The 26877-nt window shown below is 61.5% G+C and carries 24 protein-coding genes; 15 read left to right on the top strand and 9 right to left on the bottom strand.

What is annotated here, in order from left to right; translation table 11 throughout:
- The first annotated feature begins 21 nt into the window (after positions 1 to 21).
- From ACP7BE_RS07895 to ACP7BE_RS07865, 7 genes are all read left to right on the top strand, one after another.
- Complete coding sequence (locus ACP7BE_RS07895) at positions 22 to 1254, top strand: hypothetical protein (protein ID WP_095026097.1); 1233 nt, start codon at positions 22 to 24, stop codon at positions 1252 to 1254.
- Positions 1255 to 1536: 282 nt separating this feature from the next.
- Positions 1537 to 1626 (top strand): K(+)-transporting ATPase subunit F, encoded by a 90-nt coding sequence (gene kdpF, locus ACP7BE_RS07890; RefSeq protein ID WP_426105449.1) that lies wholly within the window; start codon positions 1537 to 1539, stop codon positions 1624 to 1626.
- An 8-nt stretch (positions 1627 to 1634) separates the two neighbouring features.
- Positions 1635 to 3329 (top strand): potassium-transporting ATPase subunit KdpA, encoded by a 1695-nt coding sequence (gene kdpA / locus ACP7BE_RS07885; protein WP_095002171.1) that lies wholly within the window; start codon positions 1635 to 1637, stop codon positions 3327 to 3329.
- 10 nt (positions 3330 to 3339) lie between these two features.
- Positions 3340 to 5412 (top strand): potassium-transporting ATPase subunit KdpB, encoded by a 2073-nt coding sequence (gene kdpB / locus ACP7BE_RS07880; protein WP_426105446.1) that lies wholly within the window; start codon positions 3340 to 3342, stop codon positions 5410 to 5412.
- Positions 5413 to 5430: 18 nt separating this feature from the next.
- On the top strand, positions 5431 to 5991 hold the full coding sequence (gene kdpC, locus ACP7BE_RS07875; protein ID WP_426105444.1) for a potassium-transporting ATPase subunit KdpC: 561 nt from the start codon (positions 5431 to 5433) through the stop codon (positions 5989 to 5991).
- A 131-nt stretch (positions 5992 to 6122) separates the two neighbouring features.
- Entirely contained in the window at positions 6123 to 8789 is a 2667-nt protein-coding gene (locus tag ACP7BE_RS07870; protein WP_426105442.1) for a DUF4118 domain-containing protein, read from the top strand.
- Positions 8790 to 8825: 36 nt separating this feature from the next.
- Positions 8826 to 9527: a response regulator gene (locus ACP7BE_RS07865; RefSeq protein WP_426105440.1), complete on the top strand. Its 702-nt coding sequence runs from the start codon at positions 8826 to 8828 to the stop codon at positions 9525 to 9527.
- On the opposite strand, the gene ACP7BE_RS07860 is transcribed toward ACP7BE_RS07865, so the two are convergent.
- Complete coding sequence (locus ACP7BE_RS07860) at positions 9494 to 10543, bottom strand: patatin-like phospholipase family protein (RefSeq protein WP_426105438.1); 1050 nt, start codon at positions 10541 to 10543, stop codon at positions 9494 to 9496. The two genes, ACP7BE_RS07865 and ACP7BE_RS07860, sit on opposite strands and share 34 nt — an antisense overlap.
- A 211-nt stretch (positions 10544 to 10754) precedes the next feature.
- On the opposite strand from ACP7BE_RS07860, the gene ACP7BE_RS07855 reads away from it, so the two are divergent.
- From ACP7BE_RS07855 to ACP7BE_RS07845, 3 genes are all read left to right on the top strand, one after another.
- Positions 10755 to 11033 (top strand): hypothetical protein, encoded by a 279-nt coding sequence (locus tag ACP7BE_RS07855; RefSeq protein WP_095002165.1) that lies wholly within the window; start codon positions 10755 to 10757, stop codon positions 11031 to 11033.
- Between the two features lie 28 nt (positions 11034 to 11061).
- A complete protein-coding gene (locus ACP7BE_RS07850; protein WP_426105436.1) occupies positions 11062 to 11829 on the top strand; it encodes a CHAD domain-containing protein in 768 nt (255 codons plus the stop codon).
- A gap of 77 nt (positions 11830 to 11906) precedes the next feature.
- Positions 11907 to 12704 carry an acyl-CoA thioesterase gene (locus ACP7BE_RS07845; protein WP_426105434.1) on the top strand — a complete coding sequence of 266 codons (798 nt, stop codon included), beginning with the start codon at positions 11907 to 11909 and terminating at the stop codon, positions 12702 to 12704.
- Here the strand turns inward: ACP7BE_RS07845 and ACP7BE_RS07840 are convergent, their stop codons facing one another.
- The 3 genes from ACP7BE_RS07840 to ACP7BE_RS07830 form a co-directional block, all read right to left on the bottom strand.
- Positions 12705 to 12962, bottom strand: coding sequence for a terminase (locus ACP7BE_RS07840; RefSeq protein ID WP_095002162.1), 258 nt, complete (start codon positions 12960 to 12962; stop codon positions 12705 to 12707).
- Between the two features lie 99 nt (positions 12963 to 13061).
- Positions 13062 to 14543 (bottom strand): methyl-accepting chemotaxis protein, encoded by a 1482-nt coding sequence (locus ACP7BE_RS07835; protein WP_095020270.1) that lies wholly within the window; start codon positions 14541 to 14543, stop codon positions 13062 to 13064.
- 115 nt (positions 14544 to 14658) lie between these two features.
- Positions 14659 to 15468 (bottom strand): TatD family hydrolase, encoded by an 810-nt coding sequence (locus ACP7BE_RS07830; protein ID WP_016780110.1) that lies wholly within the window; start codon positions 15466 to 15468, stop codon positions 14659 to 14661.
- Positions 15469 to 15704: 236 nt separating this feature from the next.
- On the opposite strand from ACP7BE_RS07830, the gene ACP7BE_RS07825 reads away from it, so the two are divergent.
- From ACP7BE_RS07825 to ACP7BE_RS07815, 3 genes are all read left to right on the top strand, one after another.
- Positions 15705 to 17123 (top strand): transglycosylase SLT domain-containing protein, encoded by a 1419-nt coding sequence (locus ACP7BE_RS07825; RefSeq protein WP_426105430.1) that lies wholly within the window; start codon positions 15705 to 15707, stop codon positions 17121 to 17123.
- A gap of 103 nt (positions 17124 to 17226) precedes the next feature.
- Complete coding sequence (locus ACP7BE_RS07820; protein WP_095002159.1) at positions 17227 to 17661, top strand: DoxX family protein; 435 nt, start codon at positions 17227 to 17229, stop codon at positions 17659 to 17661.
- Positions 17662 to 17904: 243 nt separating this feature from the next.
- Positions 17905 to 18213, top strand: a complete 309-nt coding sequence (locus tag ACP7BE_RS07815) for a class I SAM-dependent methyltransferase (protein WP_426105428.1) — start codon at positions 17905 to 17907, stop codon at positions 18211 to 18213.
- Positions 18214 to 18264: 51 nt separating this feature from the next.
- Here the strand turns inward: ACP7BE_RS07815 and ACP7BE_RS07810 are convergent, their stop codons facing one another.
- The 5 genes from ACP7BE_RS07810 to ACP7BE_RS07790 form a co-directional block, all read right to left on the bottom strand.
- The gene (locus ACP7BE_RS07810; RefSeq protein WP_426105426.1) at positions 18265 to 19530 is read right to left on the bottom strand and encodes an NAD(P)/FAD-dependent oxidoreductase; all 1266 of its coding nucleotides are present in this window, start codon (positions 19528 to 19530) and stop codon (positions 18265 to 18267) included.
- Positions 19523 to 21112, bottom strand: coding sequence for an aldehyde dehydrogenase (NADP(+)) (locus tag ACP7BE_RS07805; protein ID WP_426105424.1), 1590 nt, complete (start codon positions 21110 to 21112; stop codon positions 19523 to 19525). The genes ACP7BE_RS07810 and ACP7BE_RS07805 overlap by 8 nt, the downstream gene beginning before the upstream one ends.
- A gap of 86 nt (positions 21113 to 21198) precedes the next feature.
- Positions 21199 to 22146, bottom strand: coding sequence for a dihydrodipicolinate synthase family protein (locus tag ACP7BE_RS07800; protein ID WP_322213262.1), 948 nt, complete (start codon positions 22144 to 22146; stop codon positions 21199 to 21201).
- 49 nt (positions 22147 to 22195) lie between these two features.
- Positions 22196 to 23122 carry a 4-hydroxyproline epimerase gene (locus ACP7BE_RS07795; RefSeq protein ID WP_130871764.1) on the bottom strand — a complete coding sequence of 309 codons (927 nt, stop codon included), beginning with the start codon at positions 23120 to 23122 and terminating at the stop codon, positions 22196 to 22198.
- Between the two features lie 57 nt (positions 23123 to 23179).
- Positions 23180 to 24823, bottom strand: coding sequence for an APC family permease (locus ACP7BE_RS07790; protein WP_095002153.1), 1644 nt, complete (start codon positions 24821 to 24823; stop codon positions 23180 to 23182).
- Positions 24824 to 25025: 202 nt separating this feature from the next.
- On the opposite strand from ACP7BE_RS07790, the gene ACP7BE_RS07785 reads away from it, so the two are divergent.
- Both ACP7BE_RS07785 and greB read left to right on the top strand, forming a co-directional pair.
- Complete coding sequence (locus tag ACP7BE_RS07785; protein WP_095002272.1) at positions 25026 to 25799, top strand: AraC family transcriptional regulator; 774 nt, start codon at positions 25026 to 25028, stop codon at positions 25797 to 25799.
- A 107-nt stretch (positions 25800 to 25906) separates the two neighbouring features.
- A complete protein-coding gene (greB, locus tag ACP7BE_RS07780; protein ID WP_029611319.1) occupies positions 25907 to 26383 on the top strand; it encodes a transcription elongation factor GreB in 477 nt (158 codons plus the stop codon).
- The last annotated feature ends 494 nt before the right edge of the window (positions 26384 to 26877 follow it).

The raw sequence follows: 26877 nt of genomic DNA, 5'->3' as shown, positions 1-26877 counted from the left end.
AGCGGTTTGCAAGGAGTGTGTATGCCGCTGCGTTATCGATTGCCTCTGGGTTTGCTGCTGTTGCTGGCGGCGGGCCCGCTGTGGGCTGGGCAAAAAGTGGCGCTCGATTACCACGTACAGTTGTTGCCCAAAAGCGATCAGGCCGAGGTGCGGATCACCCTGGCCGAGGGTTCTGCCGTGCGCAGCCTGGATTTCGACCTGGGCGCGCCGGGCAGTTACAGCGACTTCAAGGCCGACGGGCAATGGCAACTGAGCCCCGACCCGGTCCATAGCCGGGGCCTGTGGCATCCGCCAGCGGGCAGTGCCAGCCTGAGTTACCGCGTCCGCCTGAGCCAGCCGCGCAAGAACGGCACGTACGACACCCGGATCACGCCTGACTGGGCGTTGTTTCGCGGTGAACAACTGATCCCGCCTGCCAGCCTCGATCAGCAGGATGGGGTCGAGCTGGTGTCGCGGCTTGAATTCGAACTGCCCAAAGGCTGGAAAAGCGTTGAAACCGCCTGGCCGCGTATCGGTAAAAACCGCTTTCGTATCGATGATGTGTCGCGTCTGTTTGATCGCCCCACCGGCTGGATGCTCGCGGGTAACCTGGGCAGCCGCCGCACCACCCTGGGCGAAACCGAGGTCACGGTGAGCGCACCCAAGGGGCAGGGCATGCACCGCATGGATGTGCTGACCCTGTTGACCTTTGTGTGGCCGCAGGTGCAGGCGGTGTTCCCGCGCAACCCGCCCAAGCTGCTGATCGTCGGCGCGGGCAGCCCGATGTGGAAAGGCAGTGCAGCGGGGCGCAACTCGATCTACCTTTATAGCGGTTTGCCGCTGGTCAGCGAGAGCGGTTCCAGCCCGTTATTGCGAGAGGTGGTGCAGTTGTTCAGCGGCATCAACGATGAGCCGGGGCATGACTGGATCGGCGAGGGCCTTGGCGAGTACTACGCCATCGAACTGCTGCGCCGCGCCGGCGGCATGAGTGATGAGCGTTACCAAACCCTGCAGCACAAGCTCAACGCTGCCGGTAAAAACGTGACCCGCCTGCGCGGTGAACAGGCAAACGCGGCCATGGTTGCGCGGGCAGTCACGCTGTTGCAGGCACTGGACCGTGAAATCCGTTTGCAGACCCACAGCAAGCGTTCGCTGGATGATGTCAGCCAGGCGCTGATGCGCATGGACAAGGTCAACACCGCGAGCTTTATCCAGCTGAGCGAAAGCGTGCTGGGCGGCGCCTCCGAGGTACTGGACAGCCCGCTGTTGCGCTGATCCTAACCCACGTGTAGCAGCTGCCGAGGGACGAAGGCTGCGTCCGGCGGCGTAGCCGTCGTCAATTTGGCCAATGCGGTTTGTCAGTTACACCGCATCCAGATGATTTACGACCACTTCGCGCTCGAACGCAGCCGCGTTCCTTCGCCAGCTGCTACGGCAGGCATCCCTGCTTTTTTACACCTTCTTTACGCCCGCGCATCCCTCTCGATCTCGATCCTTTACGCCCTGATTCCCCACACTCTCTTCCTACGCGGCAGGTGCCGCCTGGGGAGAATTGTCATGGGCATTCTGGATGGGGGGTCGCTGCTGCTGGCAGTGGCGCTGTTCGTTTATCTGCTGGTTGCGCTGTTGCGCGCAGACCGGAACTAGGAGCGGGTATGCACAGTTATGACTATGGGCTGATGCTTGCCTTTTTTGCCCTGGTGCTGTTGCCCGCACCCTGGCTGGGGCGTTTTTACTACAAGGTGATGGAGGGCCGGCGCACCTGGCTGAGCCCGGTATTGGGGCCCGTCGAAAAGGTCTGCTACCGCATCGCCGGGGTTGACCCGGGCAGTGAGCAAAGCTGGCAGAAGTACACCCTGGCCCTGCTGGTTTTCAACCTGACAGGCTTTGTGTTGTTGTTCGCCATTTTGCTGTTTCAGTCGTACTTGCCACTCAACCCCCAGCAGTTGCCGGGGCAGGAGTGGACGCAAGCGTTCAATACTGCGGTGAGTTTTGTCACCAACACCAACTGGCAGAGCTACAGCGGTGAAGCCAGCCTGAGCTACTTCAGCCAGATGGCCGGGCTGACCGTGCAGAATTTTGTCAGCGCCGCCACCGGCCTGGCCGTGCTGGTCGCCTTGTGCCGTGGTATCAGCCGCCGCTCGGCGCACACGCTGGGCAACTTCTGGGTCGACATGACCCGCGCCACGCTCTATGGCCTGCTGCCGTTGTGCCTGGTGCTGGCGTTGCTGCTGGTGTGGCAGGGCGTGCCGCAAACCTTTGCCCATTACGTCAATGCCGTAACCCTGCAAGGTGCCGATCAAGTAATCCCGCTGGGTCCGGCTGCCAGCCAGATTGCGATCAAGCAACTGGGCACCAACGGCGGCGGCTTTTTCGGCGTGAACTCGGCGCACCCGTTCGAAAACCCGAGCGCCTGGAGCAACTTGTTCGAAATGGCCTCGATTATTCTGATCCCGGTGGCGTTGGTGTTCACCTTCGGCCATTACGTCAAGGACCTGCGTCAGAGCCGCGCAATCATCGCCTGCATGCTGGCCTTGTTCCTGATCGGCGGCGGCACCGCGCTGTATGCCGAGTACCAGCCGAACCCGGCGCTCAACAGCCCGCTGGTCGAGCAGAGCGCACCGCTGGAAGGCAAGGAAGTCCGCTTCGGCACCACCGGCAGTGTGCTGTGGACCGAAACCACGACCTCGGCCTCCAACGGCTCGGTCAACGCCATGCACGACAGCCTCAACCCGCTGACCGGGATGGTGGCGCTGCTCAACATGATGGTCGGCGAAGTGATCTTCGGTGGCGTCGGTGCCGGGCTCTACGGGATGTTGCTCAACGTGTTGATCGCGGTGTTCCTCGCCGGCCTGATGATCGGTCGCACCCCTGAATACCTCGGTAAAAAACTCCAGGCCAGGGAAGTCCAGCTGCTGGTGGTGACCTTGCTGGTGATGCCGGTGGGGGTGCTGGTGCTGGGCGCGATTGCCGCCGTACTGCCCAGTGCTGTGGCCTCGGTCAGCAACCCCGGGCCCCATGGTTTCAGCCAGATCCTGTATGCCTTCACCTCGGCCAGTGCCAACAACGGCTCAGCCTTTGCCGGGCTTAACGCCAACACGCCGTTCTACAACCTGATGCTGGGCCTGGGCATGTTGATCGGACGCTTCGGTTACATCCTGCCGGTGCTGGCATTGGCCGGCAGCCTCGCGATCAAGAAAAGCGCGCCGATTGGCCAGGACAGTTTTCCGACCCACGGTCCGCTGTTTGTCGCGCTGCTGACCGTGACCATCTTGCTGGTGGGCGGCCTGACCTTCCTGCCGACCTTGGCCCTTGGCCCCATCGCTGAACAACTGACCCAGGGCTTCTGAGGAGACGAAGATGACTATGCCTGCTCCTGTTTCAAAGTTGACGCCAACGCCTGAAGCCAGGGCCCCCGAGTCGCCGAAGACTTCGTTCGCCGATATCTGGCGTCCGGCGCTGTTGCAAGCATTCGTCAAACTCGACCCGCGCCAGCTGAAACGCTCGCCGGTGATGCTGGTGGTCGAGCTGACCGCGATTTTTACCACGGTGCTGTGTGTTATCCCCGAGCCTGCAGTGCCTACCGGGGTGGCGGTGCAAATCGCTCTGTGGCTGTGGTTTACCGTGCTGTTCGCCAACTTTGCCGAAGCCCTGGCCGAGGGGCGCGGCAAGGCTCGGGCCGATAGCCTCAAAGCTGGCAGTGTGGGCTTGAGTGCGCGTCGGCGCACTGCCACGGGCGGCTTTGAAATCGTCCCGGCCACCCGCCTGCGCAAAGGGGATGTGGTGCGCGTCGAAGCGGGGGAGATGATTCCCGGCGACGGCGAGGTGATTGAAGGGATTGCCGCGGTCAACGAAGCGGCGATTACTGGCGAATCGGCGCCGGTGATCCGTGAATCGGGCGGTGATCGCTCGGCGGTGACCGGCAATACGCGGCTGGTCAGTGACTGGTTGCTGGTGCAAATCAGCGCCAACCCCGGCGAGTCCACTCTGGACCGTATGATCGCACTGGTCGAAGGGGCAAAGCGGCAGAAAACCCCTAACGAGATTGCCCTGGATATTCTGCTGATCGGCCTGACCCTGATCTTTCTGATCGTGGTCGTGACCTTGCAGCCGTTCGCTTACTTTGCCGGTGGCAGCTTGCCCCTGGTGTTTCTGGTGGCCCTGCTGGTGACGCTGATTCCGACCACCATCGGCGGCTTGTTGTCGGCCATCGGTATTGCCGGCATGGACCGTCTGGTGCGCCTCAACGTGATTGCCAAGTCGGGGCGGGCGGTTGAAGCCGCGGGCGATGTGCATGTGCTGATGCTCGACAAAACCGGCACCATCACCTTCGGCAACCGCCGCTGCACGGCGCTGTATGCCTGCCCCGGCGTGACCGCCAAAGAGCTGGCAGAGGGCGCGTTGCGCGCTTCGCTGGCGGACGAGACGGCGGAGGGCAAGTCCATCGTCGAGTTTGTTCGGGGCCAGCACAGCCTGCCCGAGTTACCCGTGTCGGACTTCACGGCCGTACCCTTTACCGCTGAAACCCGCCTGTCGGGTATCGACCACAACGGTCGGGTGTACCGCAAAGGGGCCGTGGATTCAGTGCTGGCGTTTGTCGGCCTCAAACGCGGCGAGCTGTTGCCGGCCCTGTCCCGGGAAATCGACAAGATCGCCCAGAGCGGCGGTACCCCTTTGCTGGTCTGTGCCCAGGGCAAGCTGCTGGGCGCCATCCACCTCAAGGACGTGGTCAAGCCGGGTATTCGCGAGCGTTTTGCCGAGTTGCGCAAGTTGGGCATCCGCACCGTGATGGTGACGGGCGACAACCCGCTGACCGCCGCGGCCATTGCCGCTGAAGCCGGGGTGGATGACGTGCTGGCCGAGGCCACGCCGGAGAAAAAACTGGCGCGCATTCGTCATGAGCAAAATGACGGCCGCCTTGTGGCGATGTGCGGTGATGGTGCCAACGACGCCCCGGCCCTGGCCCAGGCCGATGTGGGCATGGCGATGAACGACGGCACCCAGGCGGCCCGCGAAGCCGCCAACATGGTCGATCTGGACAGCGATCCGACCAAGCTGCTGGATGTGGTGCAGATCGGCAAGGAGTTACTGGTGACCCGTGGCGCGCTGACCACGTTCTCGATCGCCAACGACGTGGCCAAGTACTTCGCGATCCTGCCGGCGCTGTTTGCTTCGATCTACCCGCAGTTGGGCGTGCTCAACGTGATGGGCCTGCAGAGCCCGCAAAGCGCGATTTTGTCAGCCATCGTATTCAACGCGCTGATCATCGTGGTGCTGATCCCGTTGGCATTGCGCGGTGTGCGGGTGCAGGCGGCCAGTGCGGCGCACCTGTTACGCCGCAACCTGCTGATCTATGGCGTGGGCGGGCTGGTGGTGCCGTTTGTGGGCATCAAGCTGATCGACATGCTGCTCACCGCGTTGCATCTGGTTTAAGCATTGGAGGGTTACACCATGAGCACTTGTTTACGTCCGGCCCTGAGCCTGATGCTGTTGATGACCGCCATTACCGGCGTGATCTACCCGCTGACCGTCACCGGCATTGCCCAGCTGGCGTTCCCCGAACAGGCCAATGGCAGCCTGGTCCGTGACAGTGCCGGCAAGGTGCTGGGGTCGGCATTGATTGCGCAGGATTTCAGCGGTGACAGCTGGTTTCACCCACGGCCATCGGCGGGAGCGTTTGCCACCGTGGCCAGTTCGGCCAGCAACCTGGCACCGAGCAATCCGGCGCTGGCGACACGGGTCAAGGACAGTGCCGCCCAGCTTGCCGTGCCGGGCCAGGGGCCGGTGCCCCTGGCGCTGCTGACCACCTCGGGCAGCGGGCTGGACCCGCACTTGCCACCAGAGGCAATACGCTATCAACTAGCCCGTGTCGCTGCTGCTCGCAGCTTGCCGGTACAGGCTGTTGAACAGCTGGTGGCGGAGCATATCGAGCGGCCGCTGGTGGGGCCGCCGGTGGTTAACGTGCTGCTGTTGAACAGCGCATTGGCGCAGTTGAAGAGCCCCTCACCCTGACCCTCTCCCGGAGGGAGAGGGGACTGACCGCACGCGGCTTCAAGAAAACCACATATCAGCTCCCTCTCCCTCCGGGAGAGGGCTGGGGTGAGGGTAAAGCTTTCAGTCACACAATTTATCAGGAACCCCCCATGACTCATTCCGCCCGCGCCGATGCGTTGCTAGCCGATCTACCGCGCGCAGGCCGTGGCCGGCTTAAAGTGTTTCTCGGCGCGGCACCGGGCGTGGGCAAAACCTACGCCATGCTGCAAGCGGCTCACACGCAACTGCGCCAGGGTGTCGAAGTACTGGCCGGGGTGGTCGAAACCCATGGCCGCGCCGAGACTGAGGCCTTGCTCAATGGCTTGCCCCAGCAGCCCATGCTGCGCTCGGATTATCGCGGCGTGCAGCTTGAGGAAATGGACCTCGACGGCCTGCTTGCCGCCAGACCCAAGCTGGTACTGGTCGATGAGCTGGCCCACAGCAATGCCCCCGGCAGCCGTCACACCAAGCGCTGGCAGGATGTGCAGGAATTGCTCGCGGCCGGGATCGATGTGTACACCACGGTCAACGTCCAGCATCTGGAAAGTCTCAACGATCAGGTGCGCGGCATCACCGGGGTCCAGGTGCGTGAGACCCTGCCGGACTGGGTTGTGCAGGAAGCCTACGAACTGCTGCTGATCGACCTGCCGCCCCGGGAACTGCTGGAGCGGCTGCGCGAGGGCAAGGTGTATGTACCTGAGCAGGCACGGGCAGCGATTGATGCGTTTTTCAGCCAGACCAATCTCAATGCTTTGCGCGAACTGGCAATGCAGACCGCTGCGGTGTATGTCGACGATGAACTGGACAAGGGCTATCGCCAACAGGGGCAATCGGCCCCGGCGCTGCGCGGGCGTTTGCTGGTGGGGATCGACGGCGATACCCATGCCGAGCGCCTGGTGCGGCATGCCAGCCGGGTCGCGGAGCGTCGGCATCTGCCCTGGAGCCTGGTGCATGTGGACAACGGCCGGGCAGGCGACGAGCATTCACGCCTGCGCCTGCAAAGCGCCCAGCAACTGGCTGAGCGCCTGGGTGGCGAGGTGGTGTTGCTGCGTGCCGGTGAAGTGGCCAAAACCCTGATCCAGCATGCCGGCGAACGCCGTGCCAGCTTGCTCCTGGTGGGCCAGTCGCGGTTGACCTGGCGCCGTCGCCTGTTTGGCGGCGGACTGGCGGCGCGCTTGTTGCGTGACGCCCATGGCCTGGAAATCAACGTGCTCGACAACGAGCAGTCCCCTGTACCTGTCACCAACCGCCCGGAACACTCACTGGTGTGGTTCGACTACGGCCTGGCGCTGATTGCCACGCTACTGGCCAGTGCCCTGGCCTGGGGAGTATCCAGCGTACTGGCGCTGCCCAATATCTCCCTGGTGTTTCTGGCTGCCGTGCTGCTGGTGGCCGTGCGCAGCAGCCTGGGGCCAGCATTGGCCTGTGCGGCGCTGTCATTTCTGGCCTATGACTTCCTCTTTATTCCGCCCAATTTCTCGTTCAGCATCCAGCGCGAAGAAGATGTGCTGACGTTGTTGTTCTTTCTGTTGATGGCGGCGCTCACTGGCAAACTGGCGGCTCGCCAGCGCCGGCAGTTGCAGGCCTTGCGCGACACTCAGCACGAAACCACCGAGCTTCTCGACCTGTCACGCAAGCTTACCGCCGCGACCGACCGCAAGGCTGTGGTCAATGCTGCCGGGCAGCATTTGAGCGGCTGGAAAGAGCTGGACATATGCCTGCTCAATCGCAATGGCAATGGCGGCTGGGACGTTGAAAGCGGCGGGCCGTTACAGTTCTGCGAAGCGGAGCGCGCCGCTGCTGACTGGGCCTGGGCCCACGACCAGCCTGCAGGCAAGGGTACGGGCACTTTGCCGATGGGCCGTTGGTGGTGGTGGCCGATCAGCGCCGAGGAGGGGCCATTGGCCTTGCTCGGCGTGTGCACCAGGCAGGACCATTCACTAACTGGCCAGCGTCGTCGGCTACTGATGGCTTTGAGCCAACCCCTGGCCCAGGCACTGGCGCGCGCGCGCTTGGCCCAGGACCTGGAAGCGGCCCGCCTGCACGGCGAAACCGAGCAGTTGCGCAGCGCACTGCTGGCATCGGTGTCCCATGATCTGCGCACACCGCTGACCAGCATGCGCGGCAGTATCGACACCTTGCTGGCCCTGGGCGAGGCGATCCCGTTGAGCGATCGCCGCGAGTTGCTCGAAGGCACCCGCGATGAGGCCGAGCGTCTGGACCGCTACATCCAGAACCTGCTGGACATGACCCGCCTGGGCCACGGTGCGCTCAAGCTGGCGCGCGACTGGGTGTCGCCTGCCGACATTGCCGGCAGCGCCTTGAACCGCTTGCGTGCGGTGCTGGCGCCCTTGCAGGTGCAGGTGGATGTTGCAGCGCAATTGCCGCTGTTGCACGTGCATGGCGCCCTGATCGAGCAGGCGCTGGTCAATGTGCTGGAAAACGCTGCGCGCTTTTCACCCCCCCATGGCCAGTTGCAATTAACGGCGGGAGCCGATGAAAGCGAATTGTGGTTTGCCGTCAGTGATCAGGGACCGGGGATCCCCGAGGAGGACAGGGTGAAGATTTTCGATATGTTTTATACCGCCGCACGGGGCGATCGCGGCGGGCAAGGCACGGGCCTGGGGCTCGCCATCTGCCAGGGCATGGTGGGGGCCCACGGCGGGCGGGTCAGCGTCGGCGAAGGCATCGGCGGGCAGGGTACGTGCATTACCCTGTATTTGCCGTTAAGCCTTCAACCGTGCGCCGAGAATGAAGGGCTGGAAAGTGAAGACTGATATTCTTTGGCTATCCCTCTATTGCGGTAACAAGTCATGAGCCAGAGCGCGACCATTTTGGTCATCGACGATGAACCGCAGATTCGCAAATTCCTGCGTATCAGCCTGGTGTCCCAGGGATACACCGTGCTGGAGGCCGCGACCGGGGCCGATGGCTTGAGCCAGGCAGCGCTCGGACGGCCCGATGTGCTGGTGCTCGACCTGGGCTTGCCGGACATGGATGGCCAACAGGTGCTGCGCGAGTTTCGCGAGTGGTCAAATGCGCCGGTACTGGTGCTCTCGGTGCGCGCCAGCGAAGCGCAAAAAGTCCAGGCACTGGACGGCGGGGCCAACGATTACGTGACCAAACCCTTCGGCATCCAGGAGTTTCTGGCGCGAATCAGGGCCTTGTTGCGCCAGGCACCTGCGGGCGAAACCCGGGAGTCGGCGCTTGAACTCGGCCCCTTGACCGTCGACCTGGCGTTCCGCCGTGTGCTGCTCGATGGCGTCGAAGTGGCGCTGACCCGCAAGGAATACGCGGTGCTGGCGCTCTTGGCACGTCATCCGGGGCGGGTCATTACCCAGCAGCAATTGCTCAAGGATATCTGGGGCCCGAGCCATGTCGAAAACAGCCATTACCTGAGAATTGTCGTTGGCCATTTGCGCCAGAAACTGGCGGATGATCCGACCCGGCCACGGTATATCGTGACCGAAGCCGGGGTCGGCTACCGGTTGTTGGACGCCTCGTCCTTTTCGTAACGGTCCAGGGTGTCTTTTGCAATCAGGCGACCCAGGGCGATCAGCTCCTGGGCTTTGTAGAACTCGAAAAACCGGCACACCCGCTTGGGCACGTTGATCAGGATATCGGGCGGGTAACCGGCGATCTTGTATTGCGCCAGTGAAGTCTGCATGACCTCGAAGCTCTGGTTGATCAAATCCAGCAGCGAGGCCGGGCCGACGTTGTCGATGATCACCGAGCCGGTGGCTGACTTGGGCGAGCCCTCTTCAGCGGCAGGGGGGGCGGTTTGCGGTGTGTCGAGCCAGGGATTGGGCTTTGCCTGGGCCAGCGGCTCGGCCTGGGGGTTGAGCAGTTCCTGTTCGAGGTTGAGCAAGTGCTCGGCCTGTTTGTTGCGAAACGGCATGCGCGAGCCCAGCGAACTCATCAGGTTGTCAAAACGCCCCTTGAAAGCCGCCGGGCGCTGGATCACCGGCAACTGGTAGTGGCTCTGGTGGGTGGAGTTGAGGTTGACGGCGACGATCAGGTCGCAGTGGCTGGACACCACCGGCACGATGGGCAGCGGGTTGAGCAGGCTGCCGTCCACCAGCATGCGGTTGCCCTGCATCACCGGGGTAAACAGGCTGGGGATCGCTGCCGAGGCGCGCATGGCCTGGTGCAGGCAGCCCTCCTGAAACCAGATTTCCTGCTGGTGGGTGAGGTCGGTGGCGACGGCGGTGTAGGGGATGCGCAGGTCCTCGATATTGATTTCACCGACCATATTGCGGATCTGGCCGAAGACCTTTTCACCGCGAATCGCTCCAAGCCGGAAGCTGACATCCACCAGGCGCAGCACATCGAGGTAGTCCAGGCTTTGAATCCAGTCCCGGTACATGTCCAGTTTGCCGGCGGCGTAAATCCCGCCCACCACCGCGCCCATCGAGCAACCGGCGATACAGGCGATTTCATAGCCGCGGCTTTCCAGCTCTTCAATCACGCCGATATGGGCATAGCCCCGGGCGCCCCCGGAGCCCAATACCAATGCAATACGTTTTTTCATGAACCCCACCTTCGCCTGACAGTCCCTCACAATGCCTTTTTGTGACCCTGAGTGACAGCTTTTGGCATGAACGCGTATCTACCAGCTAGGCTAGTGCCTTGTAGCAATGACGGGTAGGTGTTGCCGGTTTTTTTGATTTTTACGTTGTGGCACTTTTATGCAGGTTGTTCGTCTGAGATTGCACTGAACTTTAATTTCTGAGGAAAACAACATGAAAGCATGGATTTGTGTACCGCTGATCGCGCTGGCGTTGGCAGGTTGTGCGGGGACCAAGGCGTATCGCGACAGTTGTGCGACGAACCTGGATTCGGCCTGGCATGAACTGGACCTGGCCAAGGCGGAAGGCTTCGCCGGGACTGTCAGCTACTCCAAGGCCTTGTCCTTGTTGACGGCGGCCAAGACCCAGCAGCAATTTGAAGCCTTTGAGGGTTGCACCAAAAAAGCCGAGAAGGCGCGTTTCTATATTCGTGAATCCCGCGCCGGGCGTTGAAGCGCAGCGGTAAAGGGGGAGGGTGAGGATGTCTGAGCTGGTTGACCGGATAGTGGCAAACATCGTGCGTCTGGAGGTCAGGTTACTGGCCTGTCAGGCGCGTCTGGAAGCCGATACGGACCCGGAGGCCCTGCACGACCTGCGCACCACTGTGCGCCGCTTGCGCAGCCTGTTGCGGCCTTTGCGCGGGTTGCCGGGGGTTGTGCAACTTGAAATGTCTGCATCCCAGGTTGGCGTGTTGACCACCCCCCTGCGCGATCTTGAAGTGCTGGCGGCACATTTGCAGGCGCACGGCTACACGGCGCAGGCGCAACGCCGCACGCAACAGTTGGCCGGCAGTTATTCCAGGGTGGCCGACAGTGAGCAGTTGGCTCAACTGTTGATGATCCTCGAGGTGTTTCCGCGCTTTTTGCGTGCTGCCGAGCGAGAAGGCCTGCTGCGTGGTTTGCGCCAGCGGATCGCAAAGGTCCTGGAAAAACAGTGGCAAACCCTGGAAAACGCTCTCAATGACCCTGGCCATGACCGCCATCGCGTACGGTTGCTGATCAAGCGCGTACGCTATGCCGCTGAAGCCTACCCGGAGTTGAACCAGCTGCCGCCCTTGGTGCTGGCGCGCCTCAAGGGGGCACAGCAGGCGCTGGGCGAGTGGCACGATGCCTGGCAATGGTTGCTGCAGGCCGGGCAACACGCCGACTTGCAACCCTGTGTGGCGCAATGGCAGGCCACCCTTGAGCACGGCGAAAAACGCGCTGACAAGGCGTTGGTCAAATTGAGTGCGGCTTGCTTTCACTCCTGATCTTTGGCCGATACAGCACTGTGCAGAGTCAGATGGATGGGTAGTATCTCGTCATATTTATCTGTTTCGAGGTGCTTATGCAGTTTTGCGAATTGGTTGCGGCGGTGCGCAACACGCCTTTGGACGTGACCATTCCGGCCGATTGGGGCCAGGGCCGCGCCAGCTTTGGCGGCCTGTTGGTGGCTTTGCAGTACGAAGCCATGCGCGCCCATGTGCCTGTCGAGCGGGCGTTGCGCTCATTGGCAGTGAGTTTTGTCGGGCCGGTGGCCGCCGATGTACCGGTGCGTTTCGAGGTTGAGGTGCTGCGCGAAGGCAAGGCGGTCAGCCAGGTGCTGGGGCGGGTGGTGCAGGACGGTCAGGTCATGACCCTGGTACAAGGCAGCTTTGGCGCTGCGCGGGAGTCAGTGGCGAGCGTGGACGGCCTGCCTGCGCCTGAGATGAAGGCGCCCGAAGATTGCCCGCTGTTGCCCTATATCAAAGGCGTTACCCCGGAGTTTATGCGTCATTTGTCCATGGCCTGGGCCGTGGGCGCACTGCCGTTCACCGGTCGTGGAACGCGGGAAATGGGCGGCTGGGTACGTTTTGATGGCGGTGTTGAGGACGAACCTCTGACAGAAACCCATTTGCTGGCGCTGGTCGATACCTGGCCGCCTGCACTGCTGCCGTTGCTGAACAAGCCGACAGCAGGCAGCACGCTGACCTGGACCATCGAGTTCGTGCAGCCACTGCCTAAGGTCAGCACGTTGCAGTGGTGCAAGTACCTGGCCGTCATCGAACATGCGCGGGATGGCTACGGCCATGTAGCGGCCAACCTGTGGGGCCCAGGCGGCGAGCTGATTGCGCTCAGCCGCCAGACCGTAGCCGTGTTCGGTTGATCAGAAGGTCTGGCTGTTATCCGTTGCGCTGGTGGCCTTGTGGCCCTGGCGTTGCAGGATCAGGGCCGCAAACAGGGCAACCAGACCGATCACCGCGCTGGTGGCGTTTTCACTGAAGACGCCCGACACCAGCAACAGAAAAGCCACCACCATCATCGGCACTGCGATCAGGTTGATTGCCTGATACGCGGTGTTTTGCTGGCCGTGCGGGTTGGAGCGCCATTGCCAGGCCGGTAGATTTGGATGACGTTTGCCCATGATTGCTCTCCTTGTTCGAGGGTTCAGCCTGGGCTGAACCGGATAAACAAATCATAGATTTATGATCACCCTGCGGCGAATCAACAATGGCTATTGGCCTTATAGCTTTAGTTGACCAATCGCCCGATTCAACTCGCCTGCCAGGGTTGCCAGTTCATTGCTGGTAGTGGCCGAGTCGACGGTCTGTTGCACGGTGTTTTCGGTGACATCGCGGATGCTCACCACTGCCCGGTTCATCTCTTCCGCGACCTGGCTTTGCTGCTCGGCGGCCACGGCAATCTGGGTGTTGCTTTCGCGCATTTGCGCCACGGCGTGAGTGATCTCGGCCAATGCCGCGCCCGCTTCCTGGGCCTGCTGCACGCAGTCGTCGGCCTTGAACGAGCTTTCCTGCATAAAATCCACGGCGTCGCGGGTGCCCGCCTGCAAGGCCGAAACCATGGCGGTGATTTCGTCCGTGGATGTCTGCACGCGTTTGGCCAGGTGCCTCACTTCATCGGCGACCACGGCAAAGCCACGACCCATTTCACCTGCGCGAGCCGCTTCGATGGCCGCGTTCAACGCCAGCAGGTTGGTCTGTTCGGCGATGCTGTGAATCACACTGACCACGCCGTTGATCTTCTGGCTGTCCTGGGCCAGTTGCTGGATCATTTCTGCAGTGGTTTGCACCCCGGTGGACAGGCTGGCGATTGACTGTTGCACGCGGCTGACCACCTGCTGGCCACTCCCCGCCAGGTTGTCTGCGGTTTGCGACAGGTCGCGGGTAGCCCCAGCGTGTTGCGCAATATGGTAGACCGTGGCCGACATTTCATTGATTGCGGTGGCGGCCTGGTCGGTCTCGCTTTGCTGGCCGAGCATGCCGTGGCGCACCTCGTCCATGCTGCTGGCCAGGCGCGCGGCTCCGGCATCCAGTTGCGCGGCGGTTTGGGCCACGGTGTTCACCACCCGCTGGTAACCGGCCTGCATGGCATTGAAGGCGCTGGCCATCTGCCCGACCTCATCGGTACACGCCAGGGGCACCCGGGCGGACAGGTCACCGGTTTTCTCCACATGCAGCATCACGTCCTTGAGGGTGTTGAGCTGGCTCAGCAGGAAGCGGATCAGCAACTGCGAAGCGCAGAGCATGGCCAGCATCAGGATCAGCACGGCGGCAGCATAGTTGGGCAGCCGCTCGACAAACACCTGGGCCAGGCTAGGTGTATGGGCCAGCACGGCGATTTTTTGTCCGTCGTCGCGGGTCAGTACCTCGGCGCCCAGCAGCAGATTGTGGCCGAACAACGGCATGGGATTGATTGAGACCCAGCCGTTGGCGTTGCCCAGTTGCGGCAGGGCTTGATCGTTGACGCTGGCGATCTGGTCGGGCACCAGGGGCAGCAATTGGCTGGCCTCGGGCAAGGGCTGCCCGGCAGGCCAGGCACTGAGCAATTGCGCCTGGGCCCGGGCGTTGGCCTGGGCGGCGTTGCTGCGCGATTGCTGTTCCAGCTGCACGGCGTAGAGCACCAGCAGCAGTGTGGTGACAAAAGCCACCGCGTTGACAGCCCAGAATTTGTATTTGAGCGAGATGTTGCTAAGCCAGGTGCCCATGGGAGGTCTTCTCTGAATTGGCGCAAACAATATTGGCAAGGTGCCATCATTGTGCCGCTATTCAGTGACAATCTTGTTGATGTGGGTCAAAAGAGGCACTGCGTGGGAGCGGGCGTCAGTCTGTCAGTACCGGCAACCCGTAAAACGCCCGTGCACACGCGGTGGTGTGTTCGGCCAGGTCCTGCTCGCTTTCGCCACGGTGCACGGCCACTTCACGCAATACGTCGGTCAGGTAGGCCGGTTCGTTGCGACCATTTTTCGGTTTGGGCCGCAGGGTGCGGGGCAACAGGTACGGCGCATCACTTTCGAGCATCAGGCGACCGCGCGGGATATCACGTACCAGCGGGTGCAGGTGGGTACCGCGGCGCTCGTCGCAGATCCAGCCGGTAATGCCGATATGCAGGTCAAGGTCGAGGTAGCTGAACAGCGCCTTTTTCTCCCCGGTAAAGCAATGCACCACAGCAGCCGGCAAGCGGTCGCGAAAGTCGCGCAGGATTTCCAGCAAACGCTGGTTGGCATCACGCTCATGCAGAAAAACCGGCAGTTGCAGGTCAACAGCCAGCGCCAGATGTTCTTCCAGGACTTTCTCCTGCTGGGCGCGGGGCGAAAAGTCGCGGTTGAAGTCCAGCCCGCATTCACCCACCGCACACACGCCCGGTTCCTTGAGCAGGGCAAGCAACTGGCGGGCGCTGTCGCCGTTCCAGTCACTGGCCGAGTGCGGGTGAATGCCGGCCGTAGAGAACAGCCGCTGGCCGCTTTCGTCCAGCTCGCGGCACAGTTGCAAGGCCTGTTCGCTGCCTTCGACGCTGGTGCCGGTCAACACCAATTGGCACACCCCGGCCGCGTAGGCACGGTCCAGCACGGCCTGGTGTTTGCCGTCAAAGCTTGGGTTGGTCAGGTTGACGCCGATATCAATGAGTTGCATGGTTTTACCTCAGGCCACAGGCCTCGCAGCATATCAGAGCTGTAGATTTACAAGAAAAACCAAGAACTACAGACAGTTATGGTTGTCTTTGAATGCCGCAACAACGCAATGCCCGGTTGTTTAAAGGACGCATTGACTGTTTTGCGCGCTGATTCCAGCGCTTGAAAGCCTCACTTGAGGCAACCGGTTGTCGGGAAACCGACCGGGTGCTGGGCTGTATTCTTTCCGGAGAACGGATGACAAGACCGACGCTATTGATTGCGCTGTGCCTGCTGCTGTTGCCGCTACCGGCACTGGCGCGCCTGACCGGACCTTTACAGGTCGGGCAGCCAAGTCAGGTCCGCGATCTGGCGCAAATCCGCAGCAGTCAGGTGTTGCGGGTGCTGGTCAATCAAAGCCGCAACAGCTCGGGCGAGGTGCAGGGGCAGGCGATTGGCGTTGAATACCATCGTCTGCGTGCGTTTGAACGCTACCTCAACAGCCATGCCCGCGATGGCCAGGAAATAACCCTCAAGATCATCCCTAAAGCCAAGGATCAACTGCTGGGCGCATTGTCCCGGGGTGAAGGCGATGTAGTTGCCCCGGGTGAGTTGATCGATTTCAAGCCCAGCCGCGCCATCAGCGCCAGTGATCCGATCGTCGACGATGTGCCCTTGCTATTGGTGGGGGTCAAGGGCGAGCGGTGCTTTACCCGCCTTGAGCAACTGTCGGGCCGCACCGTGGCGTTGACCACCGGCAGTGCGGCGGGAGCCTCGGTCAATTTGATCAATCAAAAACTGGCCCTGCGCAAACTGCCCCCGGTGAAGATTGAGTGGGTAGATCCGACCCTGGCGGTGGAGGATGTGCTGGAGATGGTGCAGGCCGGGATTTTTCATTTGACCATCGTGGAGCGCCCGATTGCCGAGCGCTGGGCCACGCTGATGCCCAAGCTGCGTTTTGACCGCAAGGTGCTGGTCAGCGAGCCCGAGGCCATGCACTGGTATGTACGCCGTGATGCGTCGATGTTGCGGGCCAGCATCGACCGGTTTCTCGATGGCTACAAGGCCCCGGCCGATCAGAATGTGGCCTTTGAGCGGGTATACCGACGTTTGTACCGGGTGCATTACCCGTTGGCCCGGGCCGATCGCCAGCAGCTTGAAAAACTGCGCCCGGTGTTGCAAAAACATGCCCGGCAACAGGGCATGGACTGGTTGAACCTGGCAGCGCTGGCATTCAAGGAGTCAACCCTCAACCCTGAAGCCAAAGGCAGCGGCGGGGCGACAGGGCTACTCCAGATTACCCCCTCGGCCGCCCGGCGGGTGGGGGTCAACAATATTCAAAATGTCGATAGCAATGTGCAGGCCGGTGCCCGGTATCTGTCGCTGATCCGCCGCAAGTTCTTTGCCAGCCCCAAGCTCAACGAGCGTGAGCGCATGGCGTTTGTGCTGGCGGCTTACAACATGGGGCCGGAGCGGGTGCAGGGCATGCGGGCTGAAGCCAGGCGACGCGGCCTGAACCCCAATCAATGGTTCTTTCAGGTGGAACGTATTGCCATGGAGCAGGTGGGAATGGGGGCTGTCAGCTATGTTAATAGCGTGAATAAATACTATTTGGCCTTTGACCGGGAGCGGGATTCCCTGGAACCGGCAAAAGCTGAACTGGTCACACGCAAATAATCGAATAATTTGATTGTTTTGTCAGGTTTATTCGACTTTTAACATTATAAAAACTGATTAGTATGGCGAGCATTCCCCAACTGATGACCTAAAGGATTCCATCATGAGCAAATTGATCCATACCGTACTGGGCAGCCGCGCAGGTTATGGTTTGACGGTCTTGCGTATTTTCGTCGGTATTATCTTTGCCGCCCACGGTTCGCAAAAACTGTTCGGCTGGTTTGGCGGCGGGGGCCTGGCGGGCACGGCGCAATGGATGGAGAGCATTGGCCTGGCGCCGGGTATGTTGATGGCAGTGCTGGCGGGCGGTACCGAGTTTCTGGGCGGTCTGGCGCTGATTATCGGCTTGCTGGCGCGCCCTGCAGCCCTGGGCCTGTCGTTTACGTTGCTGGTGGCGATCTTCTCGGTGCATATCAGCAATGGCCTGTTTATGGCCAACAACGGCTATGAATTCGCCCTGGCCTTGCTGGGTGGTACCGTGGCAGTGCTGATCGAAGGTGCAGGCAAGTTGTCGATCGATCGTGCACTAGCTGACTGAAAACCCGATGCCAGTGAAAAGGCCCGCCCAGAGCGGGCCTTTTTCGTTCCAGATGATTGTTGACAGTAGTAAGCAGGTTTATCTAGGATGTTTTCTTGCGCCGATTTAAACAGCTACTTGCGGGGCGCCAGAGGGTCACAGACCGTCTAAGAGGCTTGAAACAGGCCTTGAAATACCGCTAAAGCGCTGGTTCGGTGTTGCCTCTCACCTGCCACGCAGAATCTTGAGGCGGAGAACCGATACATGAGTCAGCCACGTCCCCTTGTACGTCTTGCGCCGATCTCGGCCAGCCCAACCTTGCGCAACCCAAAAATCCTCCTGGGCGGTAAGCATCAGCCTACGTTGCTGCGCTATCTCGATGGCTGGCCACGCCGCAAAGGGCGGCCTACGGCGTTTCTGATCCAGTTTGTGGAAGAGGGCGATCAACTGGCGCGATTTGCCGCTGACAGTTTTGACCTGGCGGTGATCCAGTCCCCCGATGCTGAAAATGCCGAGCGGGTGATTCACAACCTCACCCGTGTCAGCCGGCAGGGGTTGATAACCCTGCGCTGAGGCTCCAACCCCGTAGCAGCCTCGTTCCTTCGGCAGCTGCTACGGATGGGATCAGAAACGCTCCAGCCGGTAAGGGTGCAACTCAGGCAGCGCGTGGGCACTGGTTGCCCCCGCCAACTGCGCGATCAGTTCAGCCGTTACCGCTGCCTGGGTCAGGCCCAAATGCTGATGGCCGAAGGCAAGCAGTACCTTACCGTCGCACACCCGGTCGATGATCGGCAGTGAGTCCGGCAACGACGGGCGAAAGCCCATCCATGGCGTCGCGTCTTCAGCGCTAAGGTCATGGCGCAACAACCCTTTGCTCAGGCGATGCAGCTGCCAGGCGCGCTCCATGCTCGGCGGCGCATCCAGGCCGGCAAATTCAACTGTACCCGCCAGCCTCAAGCCATCGCTCATCGGGGTCATGATGAATTTGCGTTCCAGTGAGGTGACGGCAAACGGCAGCCGGTCATGCTCGTGGGGCAGCATCAGGTGGTAACCGCGTTCGGTATCCAGCGGAACGTGCTTGCCGGTCAGGGTTGCGGTGAGTTTGGCCGAGTGGGCGCCGCAGGCGATCACGACCCGGCGGGCGGACACCTGGCCCTGGGCTGTCATCAGAGAAACTCCGGCCTCACTCAGTTGCCCGCCTGTGACCTGTTGCTTGAGAAACTGCACACCGCACTTTCTGGCAGCCTCTACCAGTTCGCAAACCACGCGATAGGGGTCGATAAAGTGCCCCGTGGCCGGAAAAAACAACCCGCCCTGAATCTGCTCGCTCAGTTGCGGCGCTGCCTTGTGTATGGCCCCGGCCTCCCAGAACTCGACCGGTACCTGCTGCTGGCGCATGCGTGCCTGCAGTGCCAGAAGTGGCTGTCGGGACTCGGAACGTTCGTACACCAGCAACGAACCGTCTTCGCGCATCAGGCCCGGGCAGTCAATGCCCTCCAGCAGCCTGTGCCAGGCACCCAGGCTGCTTTCGTTAAGGGCCCGAATACCGGCTACAGTGCGCTGAAAGGGTGCCTTGCGCAGGTTCAGCAGCAGACGCGTGAACCACGGCAGGGCCCGGGGCATATATTTCCAGTCCAGGCGCAGGGGGCCCATCGGGTCCATCAGCATGGCCGGCAAGCGCTTGAGAATCGACAGGTCGGCAATCGGGAACACCTGTTCGGTGGCCAGGTGCCCGGCATTGCCGAATGAGGCGCCATGGCCCGGCTCCTGCGGGTCGATGACCACCACCCGCTGGCCCTGGCGCGCCAGTTGCAGGGCACAGGCGACGCCGATGATTCCGGCGCCGACCACGGCAATGTCAGCTGTGTTTCCAGCGAAGTGATCAGGCATTTTCCAGTACTTCTCTGTGGCCATCGAGCAGGCGGCGCAAATGCAGCGGGTTGGCGTGCTTGAGTGCCGTCGGCAACAGGCTGTCAGGGAAGTCCTGATAGCAGACAGGACGCAGGAAGCGCTGGATGGCCGCAGTGCCAACCGAGGTGGTGCGGGTGTCCGAAGTCGCCGGGAAAGGACCGCCGTGGACCATCGCGTCGCACACCTCAACCCCCGTTGGCCAGCCATTGACCAGCAAGCGACCAGCCTTGCGTTCCAGGGTCGCAAGCATGGCCCTGGCACTATCGAGGTCGGCTTCATCCAGTTGCAGGGTGATGGTCAATTGGCCTTCAAGGTGCTCGAGCACCTGGCGGATCTCCTCGTCATCAGCGCATTGCACCACCAGCGCCGCAGCACCAAAGACTTCGGCCTGCAATGCAGGTTCGGCGAGGAAGTCCCCGGCCCGGGTCACAAACAGATGGGCCTGGCACTGGTTGGGTGTCTCCCCCCTCAAGCCGGCAGCGGCCTCTTGAGCACTGTTCAGTTCCTGCAAAGAGCCAATACCGGCTTCATAGGCCTGAAAAATCCCGGGAGTGAGCATCGTCTGGGCCGGGCTTTGCTGGACCAGCCGGGCAGCTGTGCTGATAAACCTATCCAGTGCCGGCCCTTGATGGCCGATAACCATACCCGGGTTGGTGCAAAACTGGCCTGCACCCTGGGTCAAAGATGCAACAAAGCCCTGCGCCAGTGATTCGCCGCGAGCCTGCAGCGCAGCGGGGAACAGCAGTACCGGGTTGATCGAGCTCATCTCCGCATACACCGGGATGGGTTCGGGGCGTGCTGCTGCCACTTTGCACAAAGCCATGCCGCCACTGCGCGAGCCGGTAAAGCCGACTGCCTTGATGCGTGGATCGCTGACCAGGGCAACACCGACTTCACGGCCGGAACCGAACAACAGGGAAAAGACCCCTTCAGGCAGGTCCGATTCTTTCACCGCACGGGCAATCGCATGGCCAACCAGTTCGCTGGTGCCAGGGTGGGCGCTGTGGGCCTTGACTACCACCGGACAGCCGGCCGCCAGTGCCGAGGCAGTGTCGCCACCGGCCACGGAGAAAGCCAGCGGGAAGTTGCTGGCACCGAATACCGCCACCGGCCCCAGTGGCACCTGGCGTTGGCGCAAATCTGCACGGGGCAGTGGTTGGCGCTCGGGCAGCGCGTTGTCGACCCGCACATCCAGCCATTCTCCAGCGCGTACGGTACGGGCAAAGGTACGCAGTTGCTGGCAGGTACGTGCGCGTTCACCGACGATGCGCGGGCGTGGCAGGCCTGATTCGCTGACGGCGCGGTCAATCAATTCATCGCCAAGGGCTTCGATTTCAGCGGCGATGGTTTCCAGAAAAGTGGCGCGAGTTTCCAGTGAGGTCTCGCGAAAGCTGTCAAATGCCTCCTGGGCCAGGGTGCACGCCTGCTCGACATGTTCGCTGCCGCCGCCAAGGTAGGCCGGTTCGAGCACAGTGCCGGTGGCGGGATTGATCGCCCGGATCGCTTCGCGGTTACCGGTGATGGCTTGCTGACCGATCAGCATGTTGCCTGTCAGAGTCATGGCGTGTTCCTAAAAATGGGTTGGCTGGAACAAGGCGGCGCACATGATGTGCGCCGCTGTTCAGGGATGCAGGGCTGCGCTGCGGGTCAGGCGACGTTCTGTTCGGCGGACCAGGTTTTGTACCACTGGCGGAACAGGCTGTACTGGTTCTCGGCGTAGTGGCGTTGGGCATCGCTCAGCGCATCGGTGTCGTTGAAGTGCAGGCTGTATTCTCTGTCGCCATTGAGCACCATCAGGTGCTTGTAGTAGAGCACCAGGTCAGTGCCTTCATCGAACGACGAGAGCACCGCCAGGGCGGCTTCCAGCTCGCGGGCCAGGCGACGGGCTTTAGGGTCGCCCTTGGCCGCTTGCTTGCTCAGGGCCACCAGGTGCAGCACTTCGCGAGGCAGGGCGTTGCCGATGCCGGTAATGGCGCCGGTGGCGTTGCAGTTGACGAAGCCATGCACAACCTGGGTGTCGACGCCGACCATCAGGGTCACATCATCGTCTTTGGAAGTGATGTGTTCGGCGGCGTAACGCATGTCGGCAGCACCGCCGAACTCTTTGAAGCCGATCAGGTTCGGGTATTGGCTACGCAGTTCGAAGAACAGGTCGGCGCGGGTGGCGAAGCCGTAGTACGGGCTGTTGTAGATAACCGCCGGTAGCTGTGGAGCGGCTTGCAGGATGGCGGCGAAGTGAGCTTTTTGCGCAGCAGGCGAGGCTGCACGGGACAGCAGGCGTGGAATCACCATCAGGCCCTGGGCGCCAACTTTGGCAGCGTGTGCCGCATGGGACACCGCTTCGCGGCTGTTTACGGCGCCGGTGCCGACGATGGTTGGGATGCCCGCAGCTACCAGGCGTGCCACACCTTCCTGGCGCTCGGCTTCGGTCAGCAAAGGCCAGTCACCCATGGAGCCGCAGTACACCACGGCACTCATGCCGATATCGATCAGTTCGCGGCCCTTGGCCACCAGCGCGTCGAAGTCCGGCTTGCGCTCGGCGGTGCAAGGGGTCATCAGGGCAGGCATGCAACCGGTGAAAATGTTATCGCTCATTGTTCTAACTCCTCGAGTCGTTTATTCGGATGTGTTTACGGCGAAGGGCTTAAATGCCCCACGCGAAAGGATCTCTTTCGTCGATCAGCAGCATGCTGTCGGCGGTCATATAGGCCTGGCCGGTAATGAACGGGCGAATGCGCTCGCCGTCCCATTGATAACTGCCGACAAACTGGCTGGCGGTGATGCTGGCCTGCACCCAGGGCTGGCCTGGAGCCAGCTTGCCGTCGGCGGCCAGGCACGCCAGCTTGGCGCTGGTGCCGGTGCCACAGGGCGAGCGGTCATAGGCCTTGCCCGGGCACATGACAAAGTTGCGGCTGTCGGCCTTGTCGTCGTCGGCAAACAGTTCGATATGGTCGATCAGGGCACCGTCTTCGCCGTGGATACCCTGTGCCTCAAGGGCCTTGAGCATGGTCCAGGTGTACTCGGTCAGGGCTTCGACATTGTCCAGTTGCAGTGTCTTGCCGTGATCGGAGACCAGGAAGAACCAGTTGCCGCCCCAGGCAATATCGCCCTGCACACGGCCATGCCCCGGCACCTCAACGGCGACCTGCTGGCGATAGCGGTAGGAGGGCACATTGCCTACGGTGACCTTGCCATCTGGATGCAGGGTGGCGGTGACCGGGCCGACCGGGGTGTCGATCTTGTGCTCGCCGATCTCGATCTGGCCCAGGTGATGCAGGGAGGCGATCAGGCCGATGGTGCCGTGGCCGCACATGCCCAGATAACCGGCATTGTTGAAGAAGATCACCCCGCACGTGGCATCCGCCGACACGGGCTCGCAGTACAGTGCACCGACCAGTACATCGTTGCCTCGGGGCTCCAGCAGGCAGGCCCGGCGCCATTGGTCATGCTGGTCGCGCAGGGTGTCGCGCTGCTCGGCAATGCTGCGCCCGGCCAGTTGCGGGAAGCCTTTGATCACCACGCGGGTGGGTTCGCCGCCGGTATGTGAATCAATGATATGGACTTGCTTCATGAACGTATCCCTTGGAAGAGAACAACGGCTCGGAGGACTACTGTGGTTAACGGTGTCTCAGGATGAAGTCTGGATAAACGCCCCCGTGGCGTGGCTGGCCGGGGTGTTACTGGCAAGTTCCGGGGCTTCTTCGCTGTCCTCGTCGTCTTCCAGCCGGACCAGATGAGCCGGCACGCCGGTGGCCGCGCCCCAGTAATAGATGCCTGTCGCGCAAGCTGCGACGACCAGGGTGTCAAACGGGTGGGCAAGTACGCCCAGGCCGCCGAAAGTGCCGAGTTTGGACAGCACCATGGTTACGGCGTAGAAGCCGATCAGCCACAAAGATGAGCGTACTTGCTGGCCCAGGCTCAGGTGGTTGGTCGGTACGAATCGCGAACACAGCAGGTACACCACGAACATCACGATTTGCAGGCCGAGCAGCCAGGACACGGTGTTCCAGCCTGACCAGTAAACAATCAGCGCAGCGACGATAAATGACAGCGGCCCCATCACCCCCATCCACTTGACCCGGAACGGGCGTGGCATGTCTGGGGCATTGCGGCGCAATGCGGCCACGGACACCGGTGCTACTGCGTAGCTCAGTACCAGGGCGGCAGATACCACGCTGATCAGGGCTTCCCAGGACGGGAAAGGCAGGGTCCAGAACACCGACAGGCCAAAGGTCAGCCACAGCGCCGGGCGCGGGATGCCGGACTTTTCATCGATGCGGGTGAAAATCTTGAAAAACGTGCCGGTTTGCGCCCAGCCATAAATCACCCGCGGTGTGGCATTCATGTAAATGTTGCCGCAGCCGCTTGGCGAGATCACCGCATCAGCTACCACCAGATAAGCCAGCCAGCCCACACCCAGAGCCAGGGCGATGTCGCGATAGGGCAATGCCAGTTCCTTGGTCACGCCGGCCCAGCCGTTGGCCAGCATTTCAGTGGGTACGCCGCCGAGGAAGGCCACTTGCAGCAGCACATAAATCACGGTCGACAACAGGACCGACAGGATCAGGGCAATCGGGATGGTGCGTTGCGGGTTCTTCACTTCACTGGCCACCGAAATGATCGGTGTCAGGCCCAGATAGGCGAAGATAATGCCGCCTGCAGAAACGGCCATCTGCACGCCCGACAGGCCGAACGGGGCGAAGCCCTGGGCGTAAAGATTTTCCGGTTTGAAGAAGGTGAACAGCACGCCGATGACCAGCAGCGGCACGATAAATTTGAATACGCTGACCAGGTTATTGGCCATGGCGAAGGTCTTCACGCTTCGGTAGTTGAGCATGAAAAACAGGCACAGCAGGCCGAACTGCAGGAGCCAGCCCAGGATCGAAGGGTCACTGGAGCCGGCCTTGGTCAGCTCGGGGAACCATGCCGCAGCGTATTGGCGGGCGGCGACCACTTCAATTGCCACCAGGCTGGAGAAGGCGATCAGGGTGATAAAGCCCATCAAGTAACCGAGCAACGGGCCATGGGAGTAAACCGGGTAACGAATGACGCCACCGGCGCGCGGCAGGGCAGCGCCCAGCTCGCAGTAAACGATGCCTAGCAACAGCACGGAAAAACCGCCCAGCAGCCAGGAAAAAATCCCAGCCGGGCCAGCGATCGCCGACACATGACTGGCTGCAAACAACCAGCCGGAACCGAAGATGGCACCCAGACCGATAAAGGTCAGGTCCATCAGTGAGAGCTGTTTCTTGAATTTGCCTTTACCTGACATAGCGTCGCCTTTTTGTGAGTTATTGGTTAGGCAGGTGTGATGTCATTTGCCATTGCGCCAATACGGTTGGCGGGTGTGCAATGGCGCTAGATTGAACGTCGGGGAAAGTTTGCGATTGATCTTTTCCATTGAAGCCGATGACGAAATCAGCACAATGCACCCAGGCGGCCGATACCTGGCCAGTGGTGGGAGAGTGAGTTTGATGACGCAGAATGCTTTTGCAATCCTGAGCCAGGGCAGCGAGTTGAGCCGCCCCGAGAGTCTTGAGCAGTTGCTCTCGGGGGTAGCCCTGTTGCTACCGATGCTCGATGCCATCCCCAATGCCGCGATCTTCATCAAGGACAATGCCGCGCGCTATGTACTGGCCAACCGCACCCTGGTCCAGCGCTGCGGCCTCAAGCAGTTGCAACCCCTGCTCGGCAAAACCAGCGCCGAGGTATTCCCCGCGCAGTTGGGGCCGGGCTATACCGAGCAGGATCGCCAGGTGCTGGAGCAGGGGCTGGTGCTTGAGGACCAGCTGGAACTGCATCTGTACGGGACCCGGGAGCCTGGCTGGTGCCTGACCCACAAGCGCCCGCTGTACAATCTCCAGGGCGAGATCATCGGCCTGGCCGGGATCTCCGTGGACTTGCAATCAGCCAGCGATACCCACCCGGCGTACCAGCGGCTGGCGGCAGTGGATGAGCACATTCGCACGCATTTCAACCGCCGCGTTACCCTGGGTGAGTTGACCCGTATTGCCGGAATCTCCGTGGCGCAACTGGAGCGCTACTGCAAGCGTGTGTTTCACCTGACGCCACGGCAGATGATCCAGAAGGTGCGTCTGGAACACGCCCATCGGCTGTTGCTGACCGATATTCCGATTACCCAGGTGGCCCTGCAGTGCGGATACACCGACCACAGCGCATTCACCCGCCAATTCAAGGCATTGACCGGCTTTACCCCGCGCCAGTATCGCCAGGCCACGGCACAGTGAGAGTGTCGCCGCGCTTGTGATTTTTATCAGCGCCTCTATGTATTTCGTCGCGCCGGGGTGCTAAGAGTCTGCCCTGGCCAATGCAACCTGCTGGAGAACGACCGCGAGTGAGTACCAACATCATCACCAGGCAAGGCCATGAAGCCCTGAAGCAGGAGCTTGACTACCTGTGGCGGGAAAAGCGCCCGGATACCACACGCAAGGTGACCTGGGCAGCATCACTGGGTGATCGCAGCGAAAACGCTGACTACCAGTACAACAAGAAGTTGCTGCGCGAGATTGACCGACGGGTGCGCTACCTGCGCAAGCGCCTCGAGGATGTACGGGTGGTTGATTACTCGCCGGAGCAGGAAGGCCGGGTGTTTTTTGGTGCCTGGGTCGAAATTGAAAACGAGGCCGGGGACGTCAAGAAATTCCGCATTGTGGGTTACGACGAAATCTACGGACGCAACGACTACATCTCCATCGACTCACCGATGGCCCGTGCGCTGTTGAAGAAAGAGGTGGGCGACGAGGCAGTGGTGCAGACACCGAGCGGGGAAGTGCTGTGGTGGATCAACGAGATTTATTACGAGAAAAGCTAGGGTAAAACCTGGGCGGATATTTAGCCGCTGCAGGGTTTAACTGGTGTACCGCGTACATATCCGGCATCTGCGTTTAACTGGAATATTGGTTTCGCCCTTACGGCGAGTCACTTTTTCCAGACGCCGAAAAAGTAACCAAAAAGGCTTGCCCCTGGCGTACGGCCTTCGCTGCGCTCAGGTTCCCTCGTTCCGGTCCCGCTCCGTGGGCCCGCCGCCACGGGCCATCCATGGCCCATCGCGGCTCTCCCGGCATCCATGCCGGTCGACCCACTGCGCAGAACCTCCTCTCGGCCTCCCGATGGGGCGGGTAGATCAAGATCAAAAGCCGTCGAGGCGGCCGACCGGCCGGCCTGTTTGAATGCAGGATTTTCGACCGACATATCTCCCTGTGGGAGCCGGGCTTGCCCGCGATGCAGGCACCTCGTTCTATCTGGAGGAACAAAGTGCTGCCATCGCGGGCAAGCCCGCTCCCATAACAGAGCCGGAGGGAGGGA

The sequence above is a fragment of the Pseudomonas sp. TWR1-1-3 genome (genome assembly GCF_049896805.1).
Taxonomy (GTDB): Bacteria; Pseudomonadota; Gammaproteobacteria; order Pseudomonadales; family Pseudomonadaceae; genus Aquipseudomonas; species Aquipseudomonas bubulae.
The sequence above is the reverse complement of the archived record's forward strand: the minus strand, read 5'-3'. Positions and strand labels throughout refer to the sequence as shown.